This window comes from Methylomonas montana (assembly GCF_030490285.1).
Classification (GTDB): Bacteria; Pseudomonadota; Gammaproteobacteria; order Methylococcales; family Methylomonadaceae; genus Methylomonas; species Methylomonas montana.
The window spans coordinates 4,021,183-4,038,097 of the sequence record NZ_CP129884.1; the positions used below are offsets into that span (position 1 = coordinate 4,021,183).

Genomic DNA, 16,915 nt, shown 5'->3' on the forward strand with positions numbered 1-16,915 from the left:
GCGCTCCTCAATCGAATCCGACACCAGTGTCGGCGGCAGCTTTTAATAAACCGGCGACCGATACGCCGCTGCTTTTACGTCCCGCTGTTTCCAGGCCAGCCTGCTTGGCCGCCGCAGTCGATAACGACCGCCCGCCAGCCACAGCAGCCCCGGATTGACTGACTTGCCCTCCAATGCCGGTCTGCGCGGCGCCGGCCCTTAGCGGCACGCTACCGGTCTGCAAGCTGGCCGCATTCAAACTGGCGGTTTTACCGGTCGGACTAAAAGCGCCTTCGATGCCGGTGCCCAGGCTAGCGGAGTTGCCGAATTTAAAGGCTGGGCTGAACGATGGCGGCGGCTGTTGCCCCGGTTTGACGCCTACCCCGCTACTTGCCGAGCCACTAGCAGAGCCACTAGCAGAGCCTCCGGAACTGACTGTTGCCGACAAACTGGTCGAAACGCTGACACCGAAACCGCCACTAATATTGACGCCTGCACCAAGGCCAAAGCCCACTCCGCCGCTAATTCCCAACGATGCACTCATGCTGAAACTTGGCACTGCCACCACCGCCAGCGACGGCATGCGCGGCGTCTCTATGCCATTAAACATTGAGGTATCCCGCCAGTTGCCGGCACCGTCGCCGCTGCCGCCCGGCACCGGGCCGGCATTCTGATCGCCGCCTTGCGGATTGGCGCCGGTGGAACTGAGACTGGGCGTGTTGCGAGCAGCTTGTGCGACGTCACGGTTACGGAACTGGTAGCGGTCCTCGCTGAGTTTTAACGATACGACGGCACGCAACGGCCGGCCCTCCGGCGAGAAGAAATCCAGGGTTTCGTCGAAACTTTGCACCAGACCCAAAAATTCGAACGCACCCCATTGAAACAGACAGCGCTTCGGCGCTTTCAATTTGTCGCCCTCAGCCACCGGTTTGATGAAGGTGTCGGCAATTTTCTTGGTTTGCAAGCGCACGTCCGAACCTTGCTCGATGGCTTTCTTGGAGCTGCTGTTGCTACCGGCGCTGCTGGCGGTTTGGTCGCCACCGCCCTGATTATTACTCGGTTGTTCGATATAAGTGGTGTCGAAAATCAGCTCGATGGTCAGGTTGGACGAGCTTTTATCGACAAACTGCGCCGCGCGGCTGTTGCCGTTGCGGGCATTTTCCTTCAAGGTATTGGACAGGCTGACTTTCAGAGTGACCGGATTGAACTGCACATCTATCGCGTTTTCCAGGTCCGGGCTGTCGTTGTCGCCGTTGACCGGGATCAGTTTGCCGCGTTCGATGGCGATCATGCCGCTCCCCTGCCTTGCGTGCTATCGGCTGCCGGCCTTTGCAATTCCAGGCCTTGATGCACCAAGTGCAATTCCTCGATCGCTACCTGACTGGCGGTAGCCGACAAGTCCGGCCCTTTAAATTTGGTCGGCAACACCCCGCTGAGTTTCCAGATCATCACCGCCTTGTCGGTGACATTAGCGCCGCTGACGCTAGGATTGCCGAACACGATGATCTCGCCGCTCAAACGGTAGCCGTAGTTAGCCTGCCTGGTGGTAATGTCGAACCAGGACCACAAATCGTTGATGTCAGTGACGCCGCGTTTCAGAATAATCGGCGCGAACTTGGTCGGCCCGCAGCGGTGATGCTCGCCCCAGTTGTGGCCGCCTTCGCCTATCACTTTCGGTTCCATCGTCGCTTCGAAACCGGTCACTTCGCTGAAATAGCCGCTGCATAGCAGGCTGCTTTGGTCGCTGTTATAGAGATTAACCTTGAAACGGAAGGCGACGAATTCGCTGACTTCAGCCATCGACCACCTCCGCACGCCATTCGCCGTTCAGATTAGTAAAGGTCAGAAACAGCCGGTCGATAGGGAAAGCCGGCGCCACCATGATTTCGTAGACCAGCGCGCCCTCTTGCGGCGTGGTTTCGCTGATCGAAAACGCTTGTTCGGCCGAGGCGCCGCGCAAGGCACCCTGGCTGTATAAACGCCGGAAAAACTGTTCCAGCAGCAAGCGTGGCCGTGGATCGCGGTAATCCAGATTGAAGATCAATTGCTCGCCCAGCATCTGCAATTGCCGGCGCAGAAAACCCAGAAAGCGCATCGCCTCCGCCGAGCGAAAACCGTCGTAACGCTGTTTATCGAACGGATAATCGGCGGCTGGCAATGCCGGCACCACCAAGCGCTCGTCGTCCAGCAATAACTGGCCCCGACCGCTGAATGACTTGCGGTATCTGATCACGCTGATACCCGGTTCGTCGCGTAAAGCCAGGGTTTGAGCAATAGACAGCCGCGGATAGGGCAAGGCGTCGCTGTTCAGCGGCCGAGCCGCCATCGACCGCCAAGGCCCATAGCGCCGCGCCACCGCCGCTTGCTGGCCGGCGATCAAACCGGCCGGCGTCAACAAGCTAAAACGCGGGCCACGCAGATACGGAAACAAAAACTGCACATGGCGTAAGACTTGAGCATGCTCGGGATTGTCTTGATAGCCGGCCAGCGCGGTTAAGGCGGCCGGATCAAGCACGGGGCTGTCCAGTTCGCCGGAATAAGCCAGCGGCAAGGTGAACAGGCATTGCACATCCGGCCGATGGCTGACCACAAACCGCAGAATCCCGCGCAACACATCCGCTAACGCCCAGGGAGCCGGCATGTCGTTCAGTTCGCTGCCGTAGCGGCGTTCGCGGTGATCGTCGTCGCTGTTTTGGGTGCAGGGCAAAAATTGCGGATCGTTGTTTTCCAGACGCACCCTGGGAATATCCGGCAAACGCGGCGGCACTTGCAGACGCTCCAAATCCGGAAAGCTAACCAAGCCCAGTGCTGGAATGACTAATACCGTCGCCAAGCCTTGCAAGCTGTCGATGTCATGCAATTCGGTATTGGCGGCGGGCAAAAACCCAGCCTGCCCGCTGGCTTCCGGTATCCGCACCACCCAGAGCTTTTCGCCGCCGTTGGCAAAAAAATCGTCGACCGCCAAGCCCAGCCAAGCTTGTTTGCCGGCCAGCAGGCTGACGTATTCGGTATTCGCGTCCAGCGCATCCGGGAAAATGTCGTGAAACTCGGCGCTGGATTGCAAGGGTATAGGCAGATGGTAAAGTTCGCTGACAGCACCGGGGCGCAACAAGGCATCCACGGCCAGGCCGTAACCGACCGCACGCATGTCCGCCAGCGCCGCCGGCAATTGCAGCAGGCGTTCGAGCCTGACCCGGCCCGGACAATGGCCGAGCATGGCTGCCTCCAGCGCCGCGATCCGGCGTTCGACCGGCCGTGGCGTCAAGGCGATGCGCGCTCCCGCGAACCATTCCATTCGCTATCGCTCCGGTCAGCTTTGGATGATGGTTTCGACAGAGAGCACCAGCTCTTCCATCGCCACATCGCTGCCGCCTTTGGCAGTCAAGGTTGGGCCGGTCCATTTGATCGGCATGGCCTTGACCAGTTTCCAGGTGACCACCGCGCTGGCACTGGTCGGATCTTCATTCTTTAGCTTGATCACCACATCGCGCTTGGCGGTGACGTCGCCGCCACGAATTTGATCCAGCCAGCTATAGATATTGTCGGCGCCGATCACCCCGCGTTTCAGCGTCACGTCGCCGGCCTTGTTGATGGCCGGTATCTTGCGCACGTAATTGACCGCTTCATTGCCGTTGCGGTATTCCGCTACCGTCACTTCGGCGTTCAACCCGGACACTTCGGAGAATCCGCCCTGGACTTCGCCTTCGCTGCCGTCGCCCAGATTGACCAGATAATTGAACACGCCGTAGGGCGTTTCTCGATATTGAGCCATGGTTAGTTCCTCTTCAAAATGTGGTCAACCGATTAGGCGTCGGCGGTTTTCTGGCCGATACGGAAAATCACGAATTCGGCCGGCTTCAAGGCCGCCACGCCGATTTCGCAAACCAGCCGACCGTTATCCAGGTCGTTCTGGGTCATCGTGCTGCGGTCGCAACGCACAAAATAGGCGGTTTTGGCGCTACCCAACAGCCGGCCGTTGACCCATTCGTTGTACAAAAAGCTTTCCACGGTCTGCCGGACGTTGTCCCACAAACGCTCGCCATTGGGTTCGAACACCACCCATTGCGTGGACTTGTCGATGGAGCGCTCCAAGTACAAAAAGTAACGGCGGACGTTGACGTATTTCCATTCCGGATCGCTGGACAAGGTACGGCCGCCCCAGACGCGATGGCCACGGCCCGGAAACGAACGCAGACAGTTAATACCGTTGGGATTCAACAATTCTTGCTGGAAACGATTGATTTCTTGGGCAAAGCGCAAGGCACCGATCACCGGCTCGTTGGCCGGCGGCTTATGCACGCCGCGCTGCACGTCGGTATTGGCATAGACACCGGCCACGAAACCGGCCGGCGGCACATTGATGGTGCTGAGCACGCCGCGCGGATCGGCGATGACTACCCAGGGGTAATACAAAGCCAAACGGGAATCGTCGAAGTTGGAACGGAATTCGCGCACTTCCGACAAAGTCATGCCGTCGCGGCTATCGACGATGCCGACCCGATAGCGCATCCTTAGGCAATGTTTCTGCACCTCGGCGACGATGGCCTGATGATTGGCCGCATCGGCCGCCGCGGCCGGCGTCATCACGATGGAAATATCCTCGATATTTTCCAAGGCCGCGAAGCCGCTGCTGCCATTGACTTCATCGACTACACCGCCGTAATGGGTGGCGGCCGGTACGTTGCCGTCGTTGCCGCCGGTCAGGTTGATCAAATAACGCGCTCCCTGCACCGAGAACGGGCCGGGCACCAGGGCGGTCGGCTCGGACAAGCTGCGTAGCGCCGCCAGGATTTGTGTGCCGGTGGCATCGGGATCGAGTACGCAACTGATCGGACTGGCCAGTTGATCGTAACGTTTATCGGGCGTGACGGCTAACACCGCGCCGAGGCTGTTGGCGGCGTCTGGAGCGGTGGACAGATTGCCGTAGCTGTAGACCACCGGCCCGTCCCCGCCGCCGGAATGCACTGAGATATCGAAGTTACGCAACACTAAACCGCGCACGCTGGTCGACACCAGTGCTAACGCCGCCAATGGCACGGTCAAGTTTCCGGCAATCAAAGGGTTGAAGCCACCGGACGCGACTACCAGTTCACTGGCGTCCGCATCCAGGCTGCCGATCAGAGTTTTCAAGGTGCCCCAATGCGCCGCGCCGGTAAAGGCCGATATATCGGTATCGTCCGCCTCGGCGGCCTCATTGAAGCTCAATACCGCCGTGCCGCCATCCGCCAATGTGCCGCTGGTCGGTTTTTTGACCGCCACGCGGGTGAATGTGACCGATGCGCCGCCACCATTGACCAGACCGGCCGCCAGCAACACGCCTTCGCTGCCGACCGGGCCGCTGGGGCGTAAATCGGTACCGGTCGCCGCGGCGCCGTCGTCGGGGTCCAGCGTGCAACGATTATCGACGATGACGTATTGATTGCCTTCACGGCGCACTACCGCCTGCAGGTTCAATGGAAACCGGGCATCCGGAAACTGCGCGGCAATGCCGGGCGCGCGCACTGCGTTGGTTAGGCCGGTGGCATTCAGGAACAGGATATCGCCTTCGGCGGGTGCGGCGACCGGCTCAAAGCGCAATAAATTCTCGCTATCGCGCCATAGCAGCTCCAATGTGAAATCGCCCATCGCCCCCGGAAAGCGGCTACTGAAGGTCAGTACGTCGGCGACCGCACGGGTCGAAACGCCGGGTGCGTCTTGCGGAAAATTGCCGACCCGCGACACATATAGCTGTTTGCCGCCGCCGTCGAAAAAGGCCTTGGCGGCAATTGCAGTATGGTTGAATACGACCCTATCCGTGTCCGAAACAGGATCGTGCAAGGTCAGATCTTGAATGTCGCCGTAGATGCGAGCGAATTCGCCGAAGCTAGTCACTACCTCGGGGTTGCCGCGCAACGGTCCGAAGCGGGTAGGCCCCACCACAGCGGTAACGCTGGTCCCCACGCCTTCGATCGATTTGGCACGAAAACTGACTTCTTCTACAAACACACCCGGTGCAAGATATTCAGGCATGCTCCCCTCCTTATTTTTTAAGTGGACCAGCGTTTAAAAGACGAACTCAACCATCATGGATTACTCAATTGGGTTGAACGGCAAGATGATCCCGATTAAAGGACCGGATTAAACTCAATTCACCCGGCACCACGCTCAGCGCCAGCGCAGGACTAAAACTATTGGCATTGCTTGCACCCAATTCCATTGGCTGTAAATCGGCCGGATCAAGCGGTAGATCGGCGCTGGCCGGCGTCAAGGCCGCGACAGTCAGCGTCGCCGAGTATTGATCGACGCCTTCCGGCAACGGCGGCAAGCGATGCATCGCCAGCATGAAGTCGCCGTTAGCGTCGGCTTGGCCGCGGCAGACCAAATTGCCGCCGGCACCCAGGCTGACGGTCAGCGTTAGCAAGGCCCATACCGCCGGCAGGTTGCCGCCGTCGAAGCGTAAGGTGCCGCGTAAGCCACCGCTGCGTCCCAGCCGGGTACCGAACGGCGTCGGATATAGCACCAGGGCGTGACCAACGGCATTGCCTGCTTGAATCTCGAAGCGCCGCGGGTTATAGCGGCGCTGATTGTCGGCGACCACTCCGGCAATGGCATAAACCGCTTCGACCGGGCGCTGTTTGTCAACATCGTTGACCTGCCCAGAAACGGTCTTGCCGGCCGAACGCCGCCACAACGCGGTTTTGCCTGGCGTTTGTAGACACTGTAAATCGGCGGGGCGGTTATCCAGTTGCATGGTAACGGCGGTGTTGAGCCGCTGCATGTCGGCTTCCTGCGCCGCGCTGCTACCGTCCAGCCAGTAGATTACGTCGCTGGCATAGAGAATATTGGTTTCCAGCACCTTGATCGCTTTCACTGCGTACCCCCCGGAAATACCCGCGTCGAAACCGGCGGCCCTTCGCTGCGCGGCCGCCGCAGCCGCAGCCGGACGGTGCGCGCCACATAGGGCACGGTGCTGGTGTAAGGCGATTTGAACACGTCCCAGATGCGCATTAAATCCTCTGTCGTCATCTCGTCCGGGGTGATATTCAGCACTTCTGCCTGGCCCCATTCGTCGTCGATGTCTTGAATATGCGACACATCCAACTGACATTCGTTGGCCAGCTCGACCATCGCCCAACTCAGTAAGTCGGCTTCGATCGTGGCGCTGGAAGCGTTAGCGATTAATAGAAAATGTAAATTGACCGGTAATTCGGCTTGTGGAGCGTTTTGGTCGCTGCCGCGCTGCGCGAAGGAACGCTGCCGACCGTGCGGATCGATGGTGATACGGTGCAAGTAAATGCCCAGCAGATTGCCGGCGAGGATATTGGCGATGTCGGCGCTACCCAGCAGTTTAGCCTGAGCATTGGTGGGCTCGCTGCTCAACTCGGCGGGCAGCCTGCTAGTCAAGAATGCTTCCAACGCCAGCAGTGCGCCGGTAACTCCTCGGTATGAAGCCATCTCCCCTCCCCCAGTTGAGCGGTATCATAGCCTAGTACACCTGTCTACTGTACGCAAGTCGATTTTGTGAAGTTATCGAACTACCAAAAACGAAAAACGCGATGCACAGCAAACAAACCGGCTAAATTCCGTGCCTCATTCGAATAATGACTTTAAGTTTTAGCAGAGTTTCGGAAATTTATCGGGCCGACATTAATTAAAATTGGATTAAAAAATAGCAAAACCGCTCCCTATCCAGTTCTGGCGAGCGAAGTTCGAGCAAACATCCGCCGCTTGACAGCAGATGAAAATAATTATCCCGACCCCGGCAAAGTGAGCGAAGATAACCATTCCCTTGCCCAACAAAACCGCCGACAAATCATGCTCTCCGCCACCCTGCAAATTGCGCTAGCCTTGTTGTACGCCAATCTCGGCGAATGGCTGATGCACAAATTCATCTTGCACGGCTTGGGTAAAAAGCCCGGCAGCATCTGGGCTTATCATTGGTATGAACACCATGCGATATGCGCCAATAACGCCATGCTCGATCCTGGCTACCGAAGACTGGATTTATCGACCTGGAACGCGCAGACCAAGGAATTAGCGGTATTGGCAGCCATCGCACTGCTGCATCTGCCCTTGCTTTGGTATTGGCCGGCTTTTGCGCTGGGCCTGTATGGCTCGTTGCTGCTCTATTATGGCCGGCATCGAAAAGCCCATCTCGATCCGGACTGGGCCCGCCAACATTTGCACTGGCATTTCGAACACCATACCGTTCCCGACTCCGGCAACTGGTGCGTCACCTGGCCTTGGTTTGACTATCTGTTCCGCACGCACTCCTCACAAAGCCGGACTTGAAACGCGCGAACACAAGCCGATATAGCTTCGCCTGTCATTTGAGGACTCCCGTTAGCAAGCGCTCCGGCATTCCACTGATCACCCATTGTGGAAGCAAGCCTTAGAAGCTGTTTAAAAACGTCGCGAGTTTGTTCATGGCAAGGCGAAAAAACGGAGAGTACATGAGGATTTTGAGCGATTTTTCAACGCAGTCATGGGCAAGCGCAGCAGCTTTTCAACTGCTTCTTAGACAAGCCAGCAGTGAAGACATACAATGCCCGTGCTCGGAATCCGGTTTTCACATCAATTGAATGCGTTGATCAACGCAGTCTTTCCTTACTCAGGAGGCTTTATGTCAAGAATTTGGGTTGTAGTAGCGGACAGCAGCAGAGCACGTTTTTTCTCGCTGGTGAGCCGACTTGAACCACTGCACGAGTTTGACGGCATGGTGTACGCCGAGGGCAGGATGCAGGAACGGGAAGAGCTATCGGATCGTCAGGGCGGCATTGCCGGCGGTCACGGCGAGGGCGACCATACCTTCGAGGCACCGACCGACTTGAAACATCATGAAGCCGATGTTTTCGCCCGGCGGATCGCCGAAAAGCTGGAACAAGGCCGGGTCAACCACGATTTCAACAAATTGATCCTGGTCGCGCCGCCGGCGTTTTTAGGCGCCTTGCGGCAAGCGCTTAACACCCATTTGCAAGACCTGGTCAACGACTCTCTGGATAAAAACTTAGTGACCGAAGACGAGACCGTCATTCGCGAGCATATCTTATAAATTAGCCTTTGCATTCGGCGTAATCGCGACGTCCTCCGCGCTTACGCCATCCCTGTCTTACGTTTGCACAACCATCCGGACCGACCCGGATCGAATCCAGACCTTCTCCAGTCCGCTTCGATTTCTTGCTGGCGTTATCTCGGCGTATCATTGCCGGCAATTAATCGCATCCATCGAGCGGAAACACGCTCGACACCATCATTAATAACGACCACCAGCGTATGAAATACAGAGACTTAAGAGATTTTATCGCCCAACTGGAAAAACAGGGCGAATTGAAGCGTATCAAACAGGAAGTCGATCCGGTACTGGAGATGACGGTGATCTGCGACCGGGTGCTGAAACAGGGTGGCCCTGCGCTATTGTTCGAGAACGTCAAAGGTTCCAATATTGCCGTACTGGCCAATCTGTTCGGCACTCCGAAACGGGTGGCGATGGGCATGGGCGCCAAGGACGTTTCCGAATTACGCGGCATCGGCGAACTGCTGGCTTATTTAAAGGAACCCGAGCCGCCGAAAGGCATGAAGGACGCGCTGGAAAAGCTGCCGGTGTTCAAACAGGTATTGAACATGGCGCCGAAACTGGTCAGCTCGCCGCCTTGCCAGGAAGTGATTCGGATCGGCGACGAGATCGATCTGGCCGATTATCCGATTCAGACCTGCTGGCCGGAAGACGCCGCACCGCTGATCACCTGGCCGCTGGTAATTACCAAAGGACCGAATAAAGATCGGCAGAATCTGGGCATTTATCGCCAACAGGTGATAGGCAAAAACAAGGTGATCATGCGCTGGCTGGCGCATCGCGGCGGCGCGCTGGATTTCAAGGAATGGCAAGCAGCGCATCCCGGCAAGCCGTTTCCGGTCGCGGTGGCGCTAGGCGCCGACCCGGCCACGATACTGGCAGCCGTGACGCCGGTGCCTGATTCCTTGTCCGAATATGCTTTCGCCGGCCTGCTGCGCGGCAGCAAGACCGAAGTCGCCAAATGCCTGAGCAACGATCTACAAGTGCCTGCCAGTGCCGAAATCGTGCTGGAAGGCTTTATTTATCCGGGCGAAACCGCGCCGGAAGGCCCCTACGGCGACCATACCGGTTATTACAACGAGGTCGACGAGTTTCCGGTCTTCACTATCGAACGCATCACCCAACGCCAGGTGCCGATTTACCACAGCACTTACACCGGCCGGCCGCCCGATGAGCCTGCCATCCTCGGCGTGGCACTGAACGAGGTATTCGTGCCGATATTGCAAAAACAATTCCCGGAGATCGTCGATTTTTACTTGCCGCCGGAAGGCTGCTCGTACCGGATGGCGGTAATCAGCATGAAGAAACAGTACGCCGGCCACGCCAAGCGGGTGATGCTCGGCACCTGGTCGTATTTGCGGCAATTCATGTATACCAAATTCGTCATCGTGGTCGACGACGACGTCGATGTACGCAACTGGCAGGACGTGATCTGGGCAATCACCACTCGCATGGACCCGGCCCGCGACTTGACGATATTGGAAAATACGCCCATCGATTATCTGGATTTTGCTTCGCCGGTCTCGGGTCTGGGTTCCAAGGTTGGCTTCGACGCCACCAACAAATGGCCGGGCGAAACCAACCGGGAATGGGGCCGCCCTATCGTGATGCGCGAGGACGTGGTCAAGAAAGTCGATGCTATGTGGGATTCGTTATTTAGTTGAGGTAGACTTCGATTATTACCGATTAAAACCCCAGCCTAATGAAAATATTGGTCGCCGATGACGTACCGGAAAACAGAATCCTGCTCGACAAATTGTTGACCAGAATGCGGCACCAGGTCATTTTGGCCGAAAACGGCCAGCAGGCCGTCGAACTATTCGGTAGCACCGATCCGGACCTGATTCTGATGGACATCATGATGCCGGAAATGGACGGGCTGCAAGCCATCAAACAGATCCGGCTACTGGCGACCGAAAAATGGGTGCCGATTTTTGTGATCAGCGCGCTCGCCGAAGTGCAGGACGTGGTCGATGGCCTGCAAGCCGGCGCCGACGACTATTTGCCCAAGCCCTTCAATCAAGCGATTCTCAACGCCAAACTCAGTTCAGTACAGCGCTCCCTGGACATGCAACGGTGCATTATTGCCGATAGCCAGCAGCTGCAAATCTATCGCGACCAAAACGAAACCGAACAGCTGTTTTTGCAAAGCATTTTCGAACGCCTGATCAAGCAAAACGATGTGAAAGACGAGCATCTGCAATTCTGGTTACAGCCGGCGCAACGCTTTAGCGGCGACCTGATTTGTGCCCAGCGCATCAACAGCCGGCAAATTTATTTCATGCTGGCCGATGCCACCGGCCACGGCTTGGCAGCCGCGATCCCGACCGTCATCGTCAACCAGGCGTTTCAAGCCATGACCCAAAAAGGCTTGAGCATCCCGCTGATCGTGCGCGAAATCAACCGACTGCTGTTCAATCAAATGCCGCCGGACCGGTTTGTGGCACTAGTGCTAGGGATGATAGACAGCGCCAGAAAATCCATCGAATTATGGAACGGCGGCCTGCCAGAGGTTTTAGCGTTGAACGGCGACGGCGAGCCGCTCCACGCCTTTCACTCTTCCCACACTTTCGCCGGCGTTCTCGACGACACCACATTCGACGACCGCTGCGAAACCTGGCATTGGCAACACGAATGCGAGATTTTCATGTATTCCGACGGCCTGCCGGACGCCCAAAACCCGGATCACGAGTTGTTTGGTCAAGACAATTTACTGCGTACGCTTGCCCAAGCCAAGCCCGGCCATCGCGTCGCCGCGATACAGCAAGCCTTGCGAGCGCATATGGCCGATCGCGATGCGCAAGACGATATTTCCTGCATGGCGATCCTCTGCCCTTAAGTGCCGTATCGCCAATCATTCAAATCGATGCGCAAATCACCCGCTCTTACCACCGTCAATCCCAGCCATGAACTACTAAGGATCTATTTGACCTGCCTGTTACTGATCGGCACTTTGATGGTTGCTTATCAACTATTCTTTAGCCGCAGCTTGCAAAGCGCTACCGGCGAAACACAAATCATCAATACTGCCGAAAGGCAACGCATGCTCAGCGAGCGGATCGGCAAGAATTTGGTGCTGTTATTGCACGCCGACGCAACGCCAACCAGGCAAACGCTAAGCCAAGGCATACGGCAAGACCTGGAAGCTCTGATTCGCCAACATGCCACGCAAACTAGCAGACCGATACCCGCCGATCTGCTCGACCGGCAGCAAGTCCTGCTGGATCACATGAAAATCGAGACTGATGAAAGCCTAAGCGCCAACATCGAATTCGACCATTTCCAACAGTCCGTCAACCGCTATCTGGCCGCCGCCGAACAATTTGCCAGCCTCAACGATCAACTGGTCGCCGCATTCGAACAAGCGCTGGCGCAAACCCATCACAAGCAACAGCTTTATGCCTGGGTCACACTGGGCATCGCTGCCTTGCTGCTGTTTACCCAACTGATTTTCATTTTTTACCGCTCGATCAAAGTCATCAGCAAGCAGTTCGATGAAATTCTATCTATCAACCGTCAACACGCGGATTTGATAGCTACCTTGGAGCAACGCAATGCCGAGTTGAATCAGCTGAACAAGATCGCTCAAGGCGATCGGGTCGAAATTGCCAGGCAAGCCTCGGAGCTGCTGGATCAGAAATTGTTAGTCGACGCCATTCTCGACAGCAACCGCACCGGCATCGTTAGCATCAGCCCGCAAGGCATCGTTCACCTATTTAATCGCGAAGCCGAACATATATTCGGTTATCAGTACTCGGAAATACGCGGCCACAATGTCAACATGCTGATGCCGTCGCCCGACAGGGAACATCACGACGACTATCTGCAAAAGTACTTAACGACCGGCGTCCACAAAATTATCGGTATCGGCCGGGAAGTCACCGGCCAAAGAAAAGACGGCAGCTTGTTTCCACTCTATCTGACCGTGCGCGAGATCAAGTCGCAAAATCATCACGAATTCGTGGCTTTTATCGAGAATTTAGCCGACATTCGCCAGGTTGAACAAAAACTGCTGCAAAGCGAACGCCTGTATCGTGCCATCGTCGATCAATCCAATCCGATCTGCCGCTACACCCCCAACTTCAATCTGAGCTTCGTCAATAGCGCCTATTGCGAGCTATTCCAGCTGACCGCGGAGGAATTGCTGGGCCAATCGGTACTAGATACCTTGCCGGATTCCGAACGCGACAGCTTCAGAGCATGCCACGACTGTTTGACCGCAAACGAGAATATCGGCGAATACGAACATCCGCTGCCTGCCAATAACGTCACCGAATGGTTGCAATGGCAGATCCGGCCGATTTTCGACAACGACGGCCTTTTAATCGAATATCAAGGTATTTGCGTCGTCACGACCGCTCGCAAGCAGGCAGAACTGGAATTACTGCAAGCCAAACAAACGGCCGAACAGGCCAACAAGGCGAAATCGCAATTTCTGTCCAATATGAGCCACGAGCTACGTACACCGCTGAATGCGATTATCGGTTTTTCCCAATTATTGGAAACCGACATCGATCAACCGCTGCCTGCCGACCAGCTCGATTCGGTACAGCAAATCGGCCGGGCCGGCAATCACCTGCTGAACCTGATCAACGATATTCTCGATCTATCCAAAATCGAGGCCGGCCATTTACATCTAACGATTAAACCTGTCGCAATCGCCGACGTGGTCGCCGAAGTGCTGCCGATGTTTATCGGTCAATCCAACAAATATCAGGTAGGGTTGCATAATACGATCACCGACAAGCAATTGCTGATCAGCGCCGACTATCTGCGCCTCAAGCAAATCATCGTCAATCTGCTATCCAATGCCATCAAATACAACCGTCCCACCGGTCGGGTCGATATTAGCGCCGAAATCAAGCCCTACTGCATCCGTATCAATATTAGCGATACCGGACTTGGCATTGCCGCCAACAAAATTTCGGAACTATTCCAGCCGTTTTCCAGGCTCGGTGCGGAACGAGGTGCTATCGAAGGCACCGGTATTGGCTTGAGTATCACAAAAAAGCTGGTTGATCGCATGCATGGCAAAATTGGCGTTCACTCGACTCACGGGCAAGGCTCGTGTTTCTGGCTGGAGTTTCCCAAAGCCTAGCCGCTAGACCGACTTGAAACTCGCCCACCCAATTAAGCATAAGGTGTAGCCTATCACACATAGTTTTTACAGCTAATTGACCAAACTGCGGAATATTCAGCTATTTTTAGCTTAGACAATGCCGGACAACACCTGATGTACGTTCGGATCATTGATATAACAGAACTGCTTTGCCAGTTTCTGCCCGATATGAGACACGGGTAGGCGCGCTATGAATGTTTAGCGACTTATTATGCCAATCTGCCGGCCTATTAAGCGTTGGCCTAATGTCTCTGACCGCCTCCGATTTATTGAAGAAATAACGTGGACCTACAACACAATATCCTGCAAGCAAACATTCTGATCGTCGATGACGAACCTGCCAATGTCAAATTGTTGGAAAAAATTCTACAACACCATGGCTACCAGAACATCCAATCCACTTGCGACTCACGCGAAGTCGAGACCTTATGCAATATCACCCGCTTCGATGCGGTTTTGCTCGACATTCGCATGCCCTACCTCAGTGGCTTCGATATCATGGCCCAACTGAAGCAACGTTTTATCGACGATTACCTGCCGGTGCTGGTCCTAAGCGCGCAACCCGACATGGAAACCCGTTTGAAAGCCCTGAATCTCGGCGCCAAGGACTTTCTGACCAAACCCTTTGACCAACTCGAAGCCACCACCCGTATCCATAATTTGTTGGAAGTGCGGCTGATGCATAACCGGATCCGCGACCAGAACCGTATCCTGGAAGAACAAGTCAAAACCCGCACCGCCGAACTCTATCAAACCCGTCAGGAAGTGATCCGCAGATTGGGCCTGGCGGCGGAATACCGAGACAACGAAACCGGCAATCACATCATCCGGATGAGCAAATATGCGCAACTGTTGGCGCTAGCTTACGGCTTATCGGAACAGGACGCGGAGATCATCCTTAACGCCGCGCCCATGCACGACATCGGCAAAATCGGCATTCCGGACCGCATCCTGTTGAAACCCGGCAAGCTCGACGCGGAAGAATGGAAAATCATGCAAACCCATGTCGAAATGGGCGCCAATATCCTGTCGGGTTCGCCGACAGAGTTGATGGATACCGCAAGAATGATTGCGCTGCATCATCATGAAAAATGGGACGGCAGCGGTTACCCAACCGGCTTACAAGGCGAAGAAATCTCGATTGCCGGCAGAATCTGTGCATTGGCGGACGTATTCGACGCATTAACGTCGCAACGCCCTTATAAACAGGCCTGGTCGATTGAAAAAACGCTGGATTTAATCGATAGCGAAACCGGCAAGCATTTCGATCCGCGCTTGACACAGCTGATTAAAAAAAATCTGCCGGAAATTCTGATGATAAAAGCGGAATATGCGGATATTTTTAATACTTGGGAATAAATAAAATCGGCTGCATGCAGGCAGATTCCGCAGACTCCCGATTTCGTGCAACCCGATTACCAAACCTCTTAGCCTTCATTCGCGAACACCTGGTGTGTAACCATGATTCCGGGCCGATCTGCTTGCTTTGAGCATTGAGTAACCACCGTTTCCGGATCGGCAAGACTTAAGCGGAAATCGACTCGATGTTATCGGTGACTTCGCTGGACGCCAGCATCAAACCGCGCTTGAAGCTGTCGCAGGCTTGATCTTTATCGCCTCTGGCGAACTGCACCTCGCCCAATAGCTGATAAGCGGCGACCGATGCTTCGATATGCAGGCTTTTCAATAAATACTGCTCGGCTTTTTCCATCTGCGCGGATTTCAGCGCCAACCTGCCCAAGACTCTCAACAACACGGCATTGCCGGGATACACAGCCAGCCATTGCTCGACCGATTGCAATTGTTTGGCCGAGTCTTCGGTTTCGATATTGGACAGCAACACCAGCGACGTATCGTCCCAATGCCTGCCCAATTGCTTGAGGATGGCCGACTCTACTTCGCTCCCCGCACCGACCGCGATCATCGCCGCAAAATAGATATTGGCAATACCCGGCATGATTTTGATGTGCTCCGGAATGCCTTCCCAGCACGCTCGAATGGCCTGTTCGTCGTTCTGCTCGACGGATTGTTTTAGCAATCGGCTGAACGTCTCGGTTTCCAGCAGTTTCACTTCGGCTTCCATCAACACTTTGTGCTGTTGCAGCGAAGGCAACAGCTTGCTCAAGCCTTCCCAATCGCCCATATGCTGGTACGCCTGATGCATCATTTTCAACACCCTGGCGTGTCCTGGGTTGATCGAGTGCAACTTGCCCAAGGTTTCCAAGGCTTGTTCGAATTGCTGTTCCGACAAATGCAATTCGGCCTGAGTCAGACCGACCGTGATATTGGTATCGGAGGATTGCTCGACCGCCTTTTGCAGATATTCGTCGCGCTTGTCCAGCGCTCCGCGCGATTGGGCGGCCCGCGCCGCAGTCAAATAATGCAATAGCGGCGCGCCGCTATTGGCGGCGTGCTTAACCAGTATTTTCTCCGCGCGCTCCCAATTGCCGTCGGCTGCATCGAACAGGCCGGCGATCAGGGCTTCCTGGGAACGGTTGAATTTGATGCTGCGCCGCCGCTTGGAGAACTGTGCGGGCATGCGGATCAATACTCCCAGCAAACGAAAGAAACTGTATAAAGCGAAGAAGCCGATCACCAGCGCCACGGCAAACACCGTCAACGAGGTTTCCAAGGACCAGTGACCGAAACCGATCAACACATATCCGGGATCGTTATGTTCTGCCAACCAGCTATGCAGTAAAAACGCCACCGCAACGGCACTGAGCAGCGAGACCAGAAAATAAATAAAATTTTTCATGACGCCA

14 protein-coding genes are annotated in these 16,915 nt (G+C 55.6%); 6 read left to right on the forward strand and 8 right to left on the reverse strand.

All coding sequences use genetic code 11. The features are described from left to right. Positions 1-7: 7 nt before the first annotated feature. From QZJ86_RS18620 to QZJ86_RS18650, 7 genes are all read right to left on the reverse strand, one after another. Positions 8-1,270: a CIS tube protein gene (locus QZJ86_RS18620; protein WP_301671995.1), complete on the reverse strand. Its 1,263-nt coding sequence runs from the start codon at positions 1,268-1,270 to the stop codon at positions 8-10. Then, positions 1,267-1,779: a phage tail protein gene (locus tag QZJ86_RS18625; protein WP_301671996.1), complete on the reverse strand. Its 513-nt coding sequence runs from the start codon at positions 1,777-1,779 to the stop codon at positions 1,267-1,269. Before QZJ86_RS18625 ends, QZJ86_RS18620 begins: the two co-directional genes overlap by 4 nt. Further along, positions 1,772-3,274 (reverse strand): hypothetical protein, encoded by a 1,503-nt coding sequence (locus QZJ86_RS18630; protein WP_301671997.1) that lies wholly within the window; start codon positions 3,272-3,274, stop codon positions 1,772-1,774. Before QZJ86_RS18630 ends, QZJ86_RS18625 begins: the two co-directional genes overlap by 8 nt. A gap of 15 nt (positions 3,275-3,289) precedes the next feature. Beyond that, positions 3,290-3,751 carry a phage tail protein gene (locus QZJ86_RS18635; RefSeq protein ID WP_301671998.1) on the reverse strand — a complete coding sequence of 154 codons (462 nt, stop codon included), beginning with the start codon at positions 3,749-3,751 and terminating at the stop codon, positions 3,290-3,292. A gap of 32 nt (positions 3,752-3,783) precedes the next feature. After that, on the reverse strand, positions 3,784-5,988 hold the full coding sequence (locus QZJ86_RS18640) for a phage tail sheath subtilisin-like domain-containing protein (protein WP_301671999.1): 2,205 nt from the start codon (positions 5,986-5,988) through the stop codon (positions 3,784-3,786). 64 nt (positions 5,989-6,052) lie between these two features. Then, a complete protein-coding gene (locus QZJ86_RS18645) occupies positions 6,053-6,829 on the reverse strand; it encodes a hypothetical protein (RefSeq protein WP_301672000.1) in 777 nt (258 codons plus the stop codon). Continuing rightward, a complete protein-coding gene (locus tag QZJ86_RS18650) occupies positions 6,826-7,413 on the reverse strand; it encodes a DUF4255 domain-containing protein (protein WP_301672001.1) in 588 nt (195 codons plus the stop codon). Before QZJ86_RS18650 ends, QZJ86_RS18645 begins: the two co-directional genes overlap by 4 nt. A gap of 273 nt (positions 7,414-7,686) precedes the next feature. On the opposite strand from QZJ86_RS18650, the gene QZJ86_RS18655 reads away from it, so the two are divergent. From QZJ86_RS18655 to QZJ86_RS18680, 6 genes are all read left to right on the forward strand, one after another. Then, positions 7,687-8,250, forward strand: a complete 564-nt coding sequence (locus tag QZJ86_RS18655) for a sterol desaturase family protein (RefSeq protein WP_301672002.1) — start codon at positions 7,687-7,689, stop codon at positions 8,248-8,250. 331 nt (positions 8,251-8,581) lie between these two features. Continuing rightward, positions 8,582-9,010 (forward strand): host attachment protein, encoded by a 429-nt coding sequence (locus tag QZJ86_RS18660; RefSeq protein WP_301672003.1) that lies wholly within the window; start codon positions 8,582-8,584, stop codon positions 9,008-9,010. 221 nt (positions 9,011-9,231) lie between these two features. Continuing rightward, entirely contained in the window at positions 9,232-10,695 is a 1,464-nt protein-coding gene (ubiD, locus tag QZJ86_RS18665) for a 4-hydroxy-3-polyprenylbenzoate decarboxylase (protein WP_301672004.1), read from the forward strand. A 38-nt stretch (positions 10,696-10,733) separates the two neighbouring features. Next, positions 10,734-11,870: a PP2C family protein-serine/threonine phosphatase gene (locus QZJ86_RS18670; RefSeq protein WP_301672006.1), complete on the forward strand. Its 1,137-nt coding sequence runs from the start codon at positions 10,734-10,736 to the stop codon at positions 11,868-11,870. A 27-nt stretch (positions 11,871-11,897) separates the two neighbouring features. Further along, complete coding sequence (locus QZJ86_RS18675; protein WP_301672007.1) at positions 11,898-14,129, forward strand: PAS domain S-box protein; 2,232 nt, start codon at positions 11,898-11,900, stop codon at positions 14,127-14,129. A 303-nt stretch (positions 14,130-14,432) separates the two neighbouring features. Continuing rightward, positions 14,433-15,509 carry an HD domain-containing phosphohydrolase gene (locus QZJ86_RS18680; protein ID WP_301672008.1) on the forward strand — a complete coding sequence of 359 codons (1,077 nt, stop codon included), beginning with the start codon at positions 14,433-14,435 and terminating at the stop codon, positions 15,507-15,509. Positions 15,510-15,675: 166 nt separating this feature from the next. Here the strand turns inward: QZJ86_RS18680 and QZJ86_RS18685 are convergent, their stop codons facing one another. Next, entirely contained in the window at positions 15,676-16,908 is a 1,233-nt protein-coding gene (locus QZJ86_RS18685) for a heme biosynthesis HemY N-terminal domain-containing protein (RefSeq protein WP_301672009.1), read from the reverse strand. Positions 16,909-16,915 lie beyond the last annotated feature (7 nt).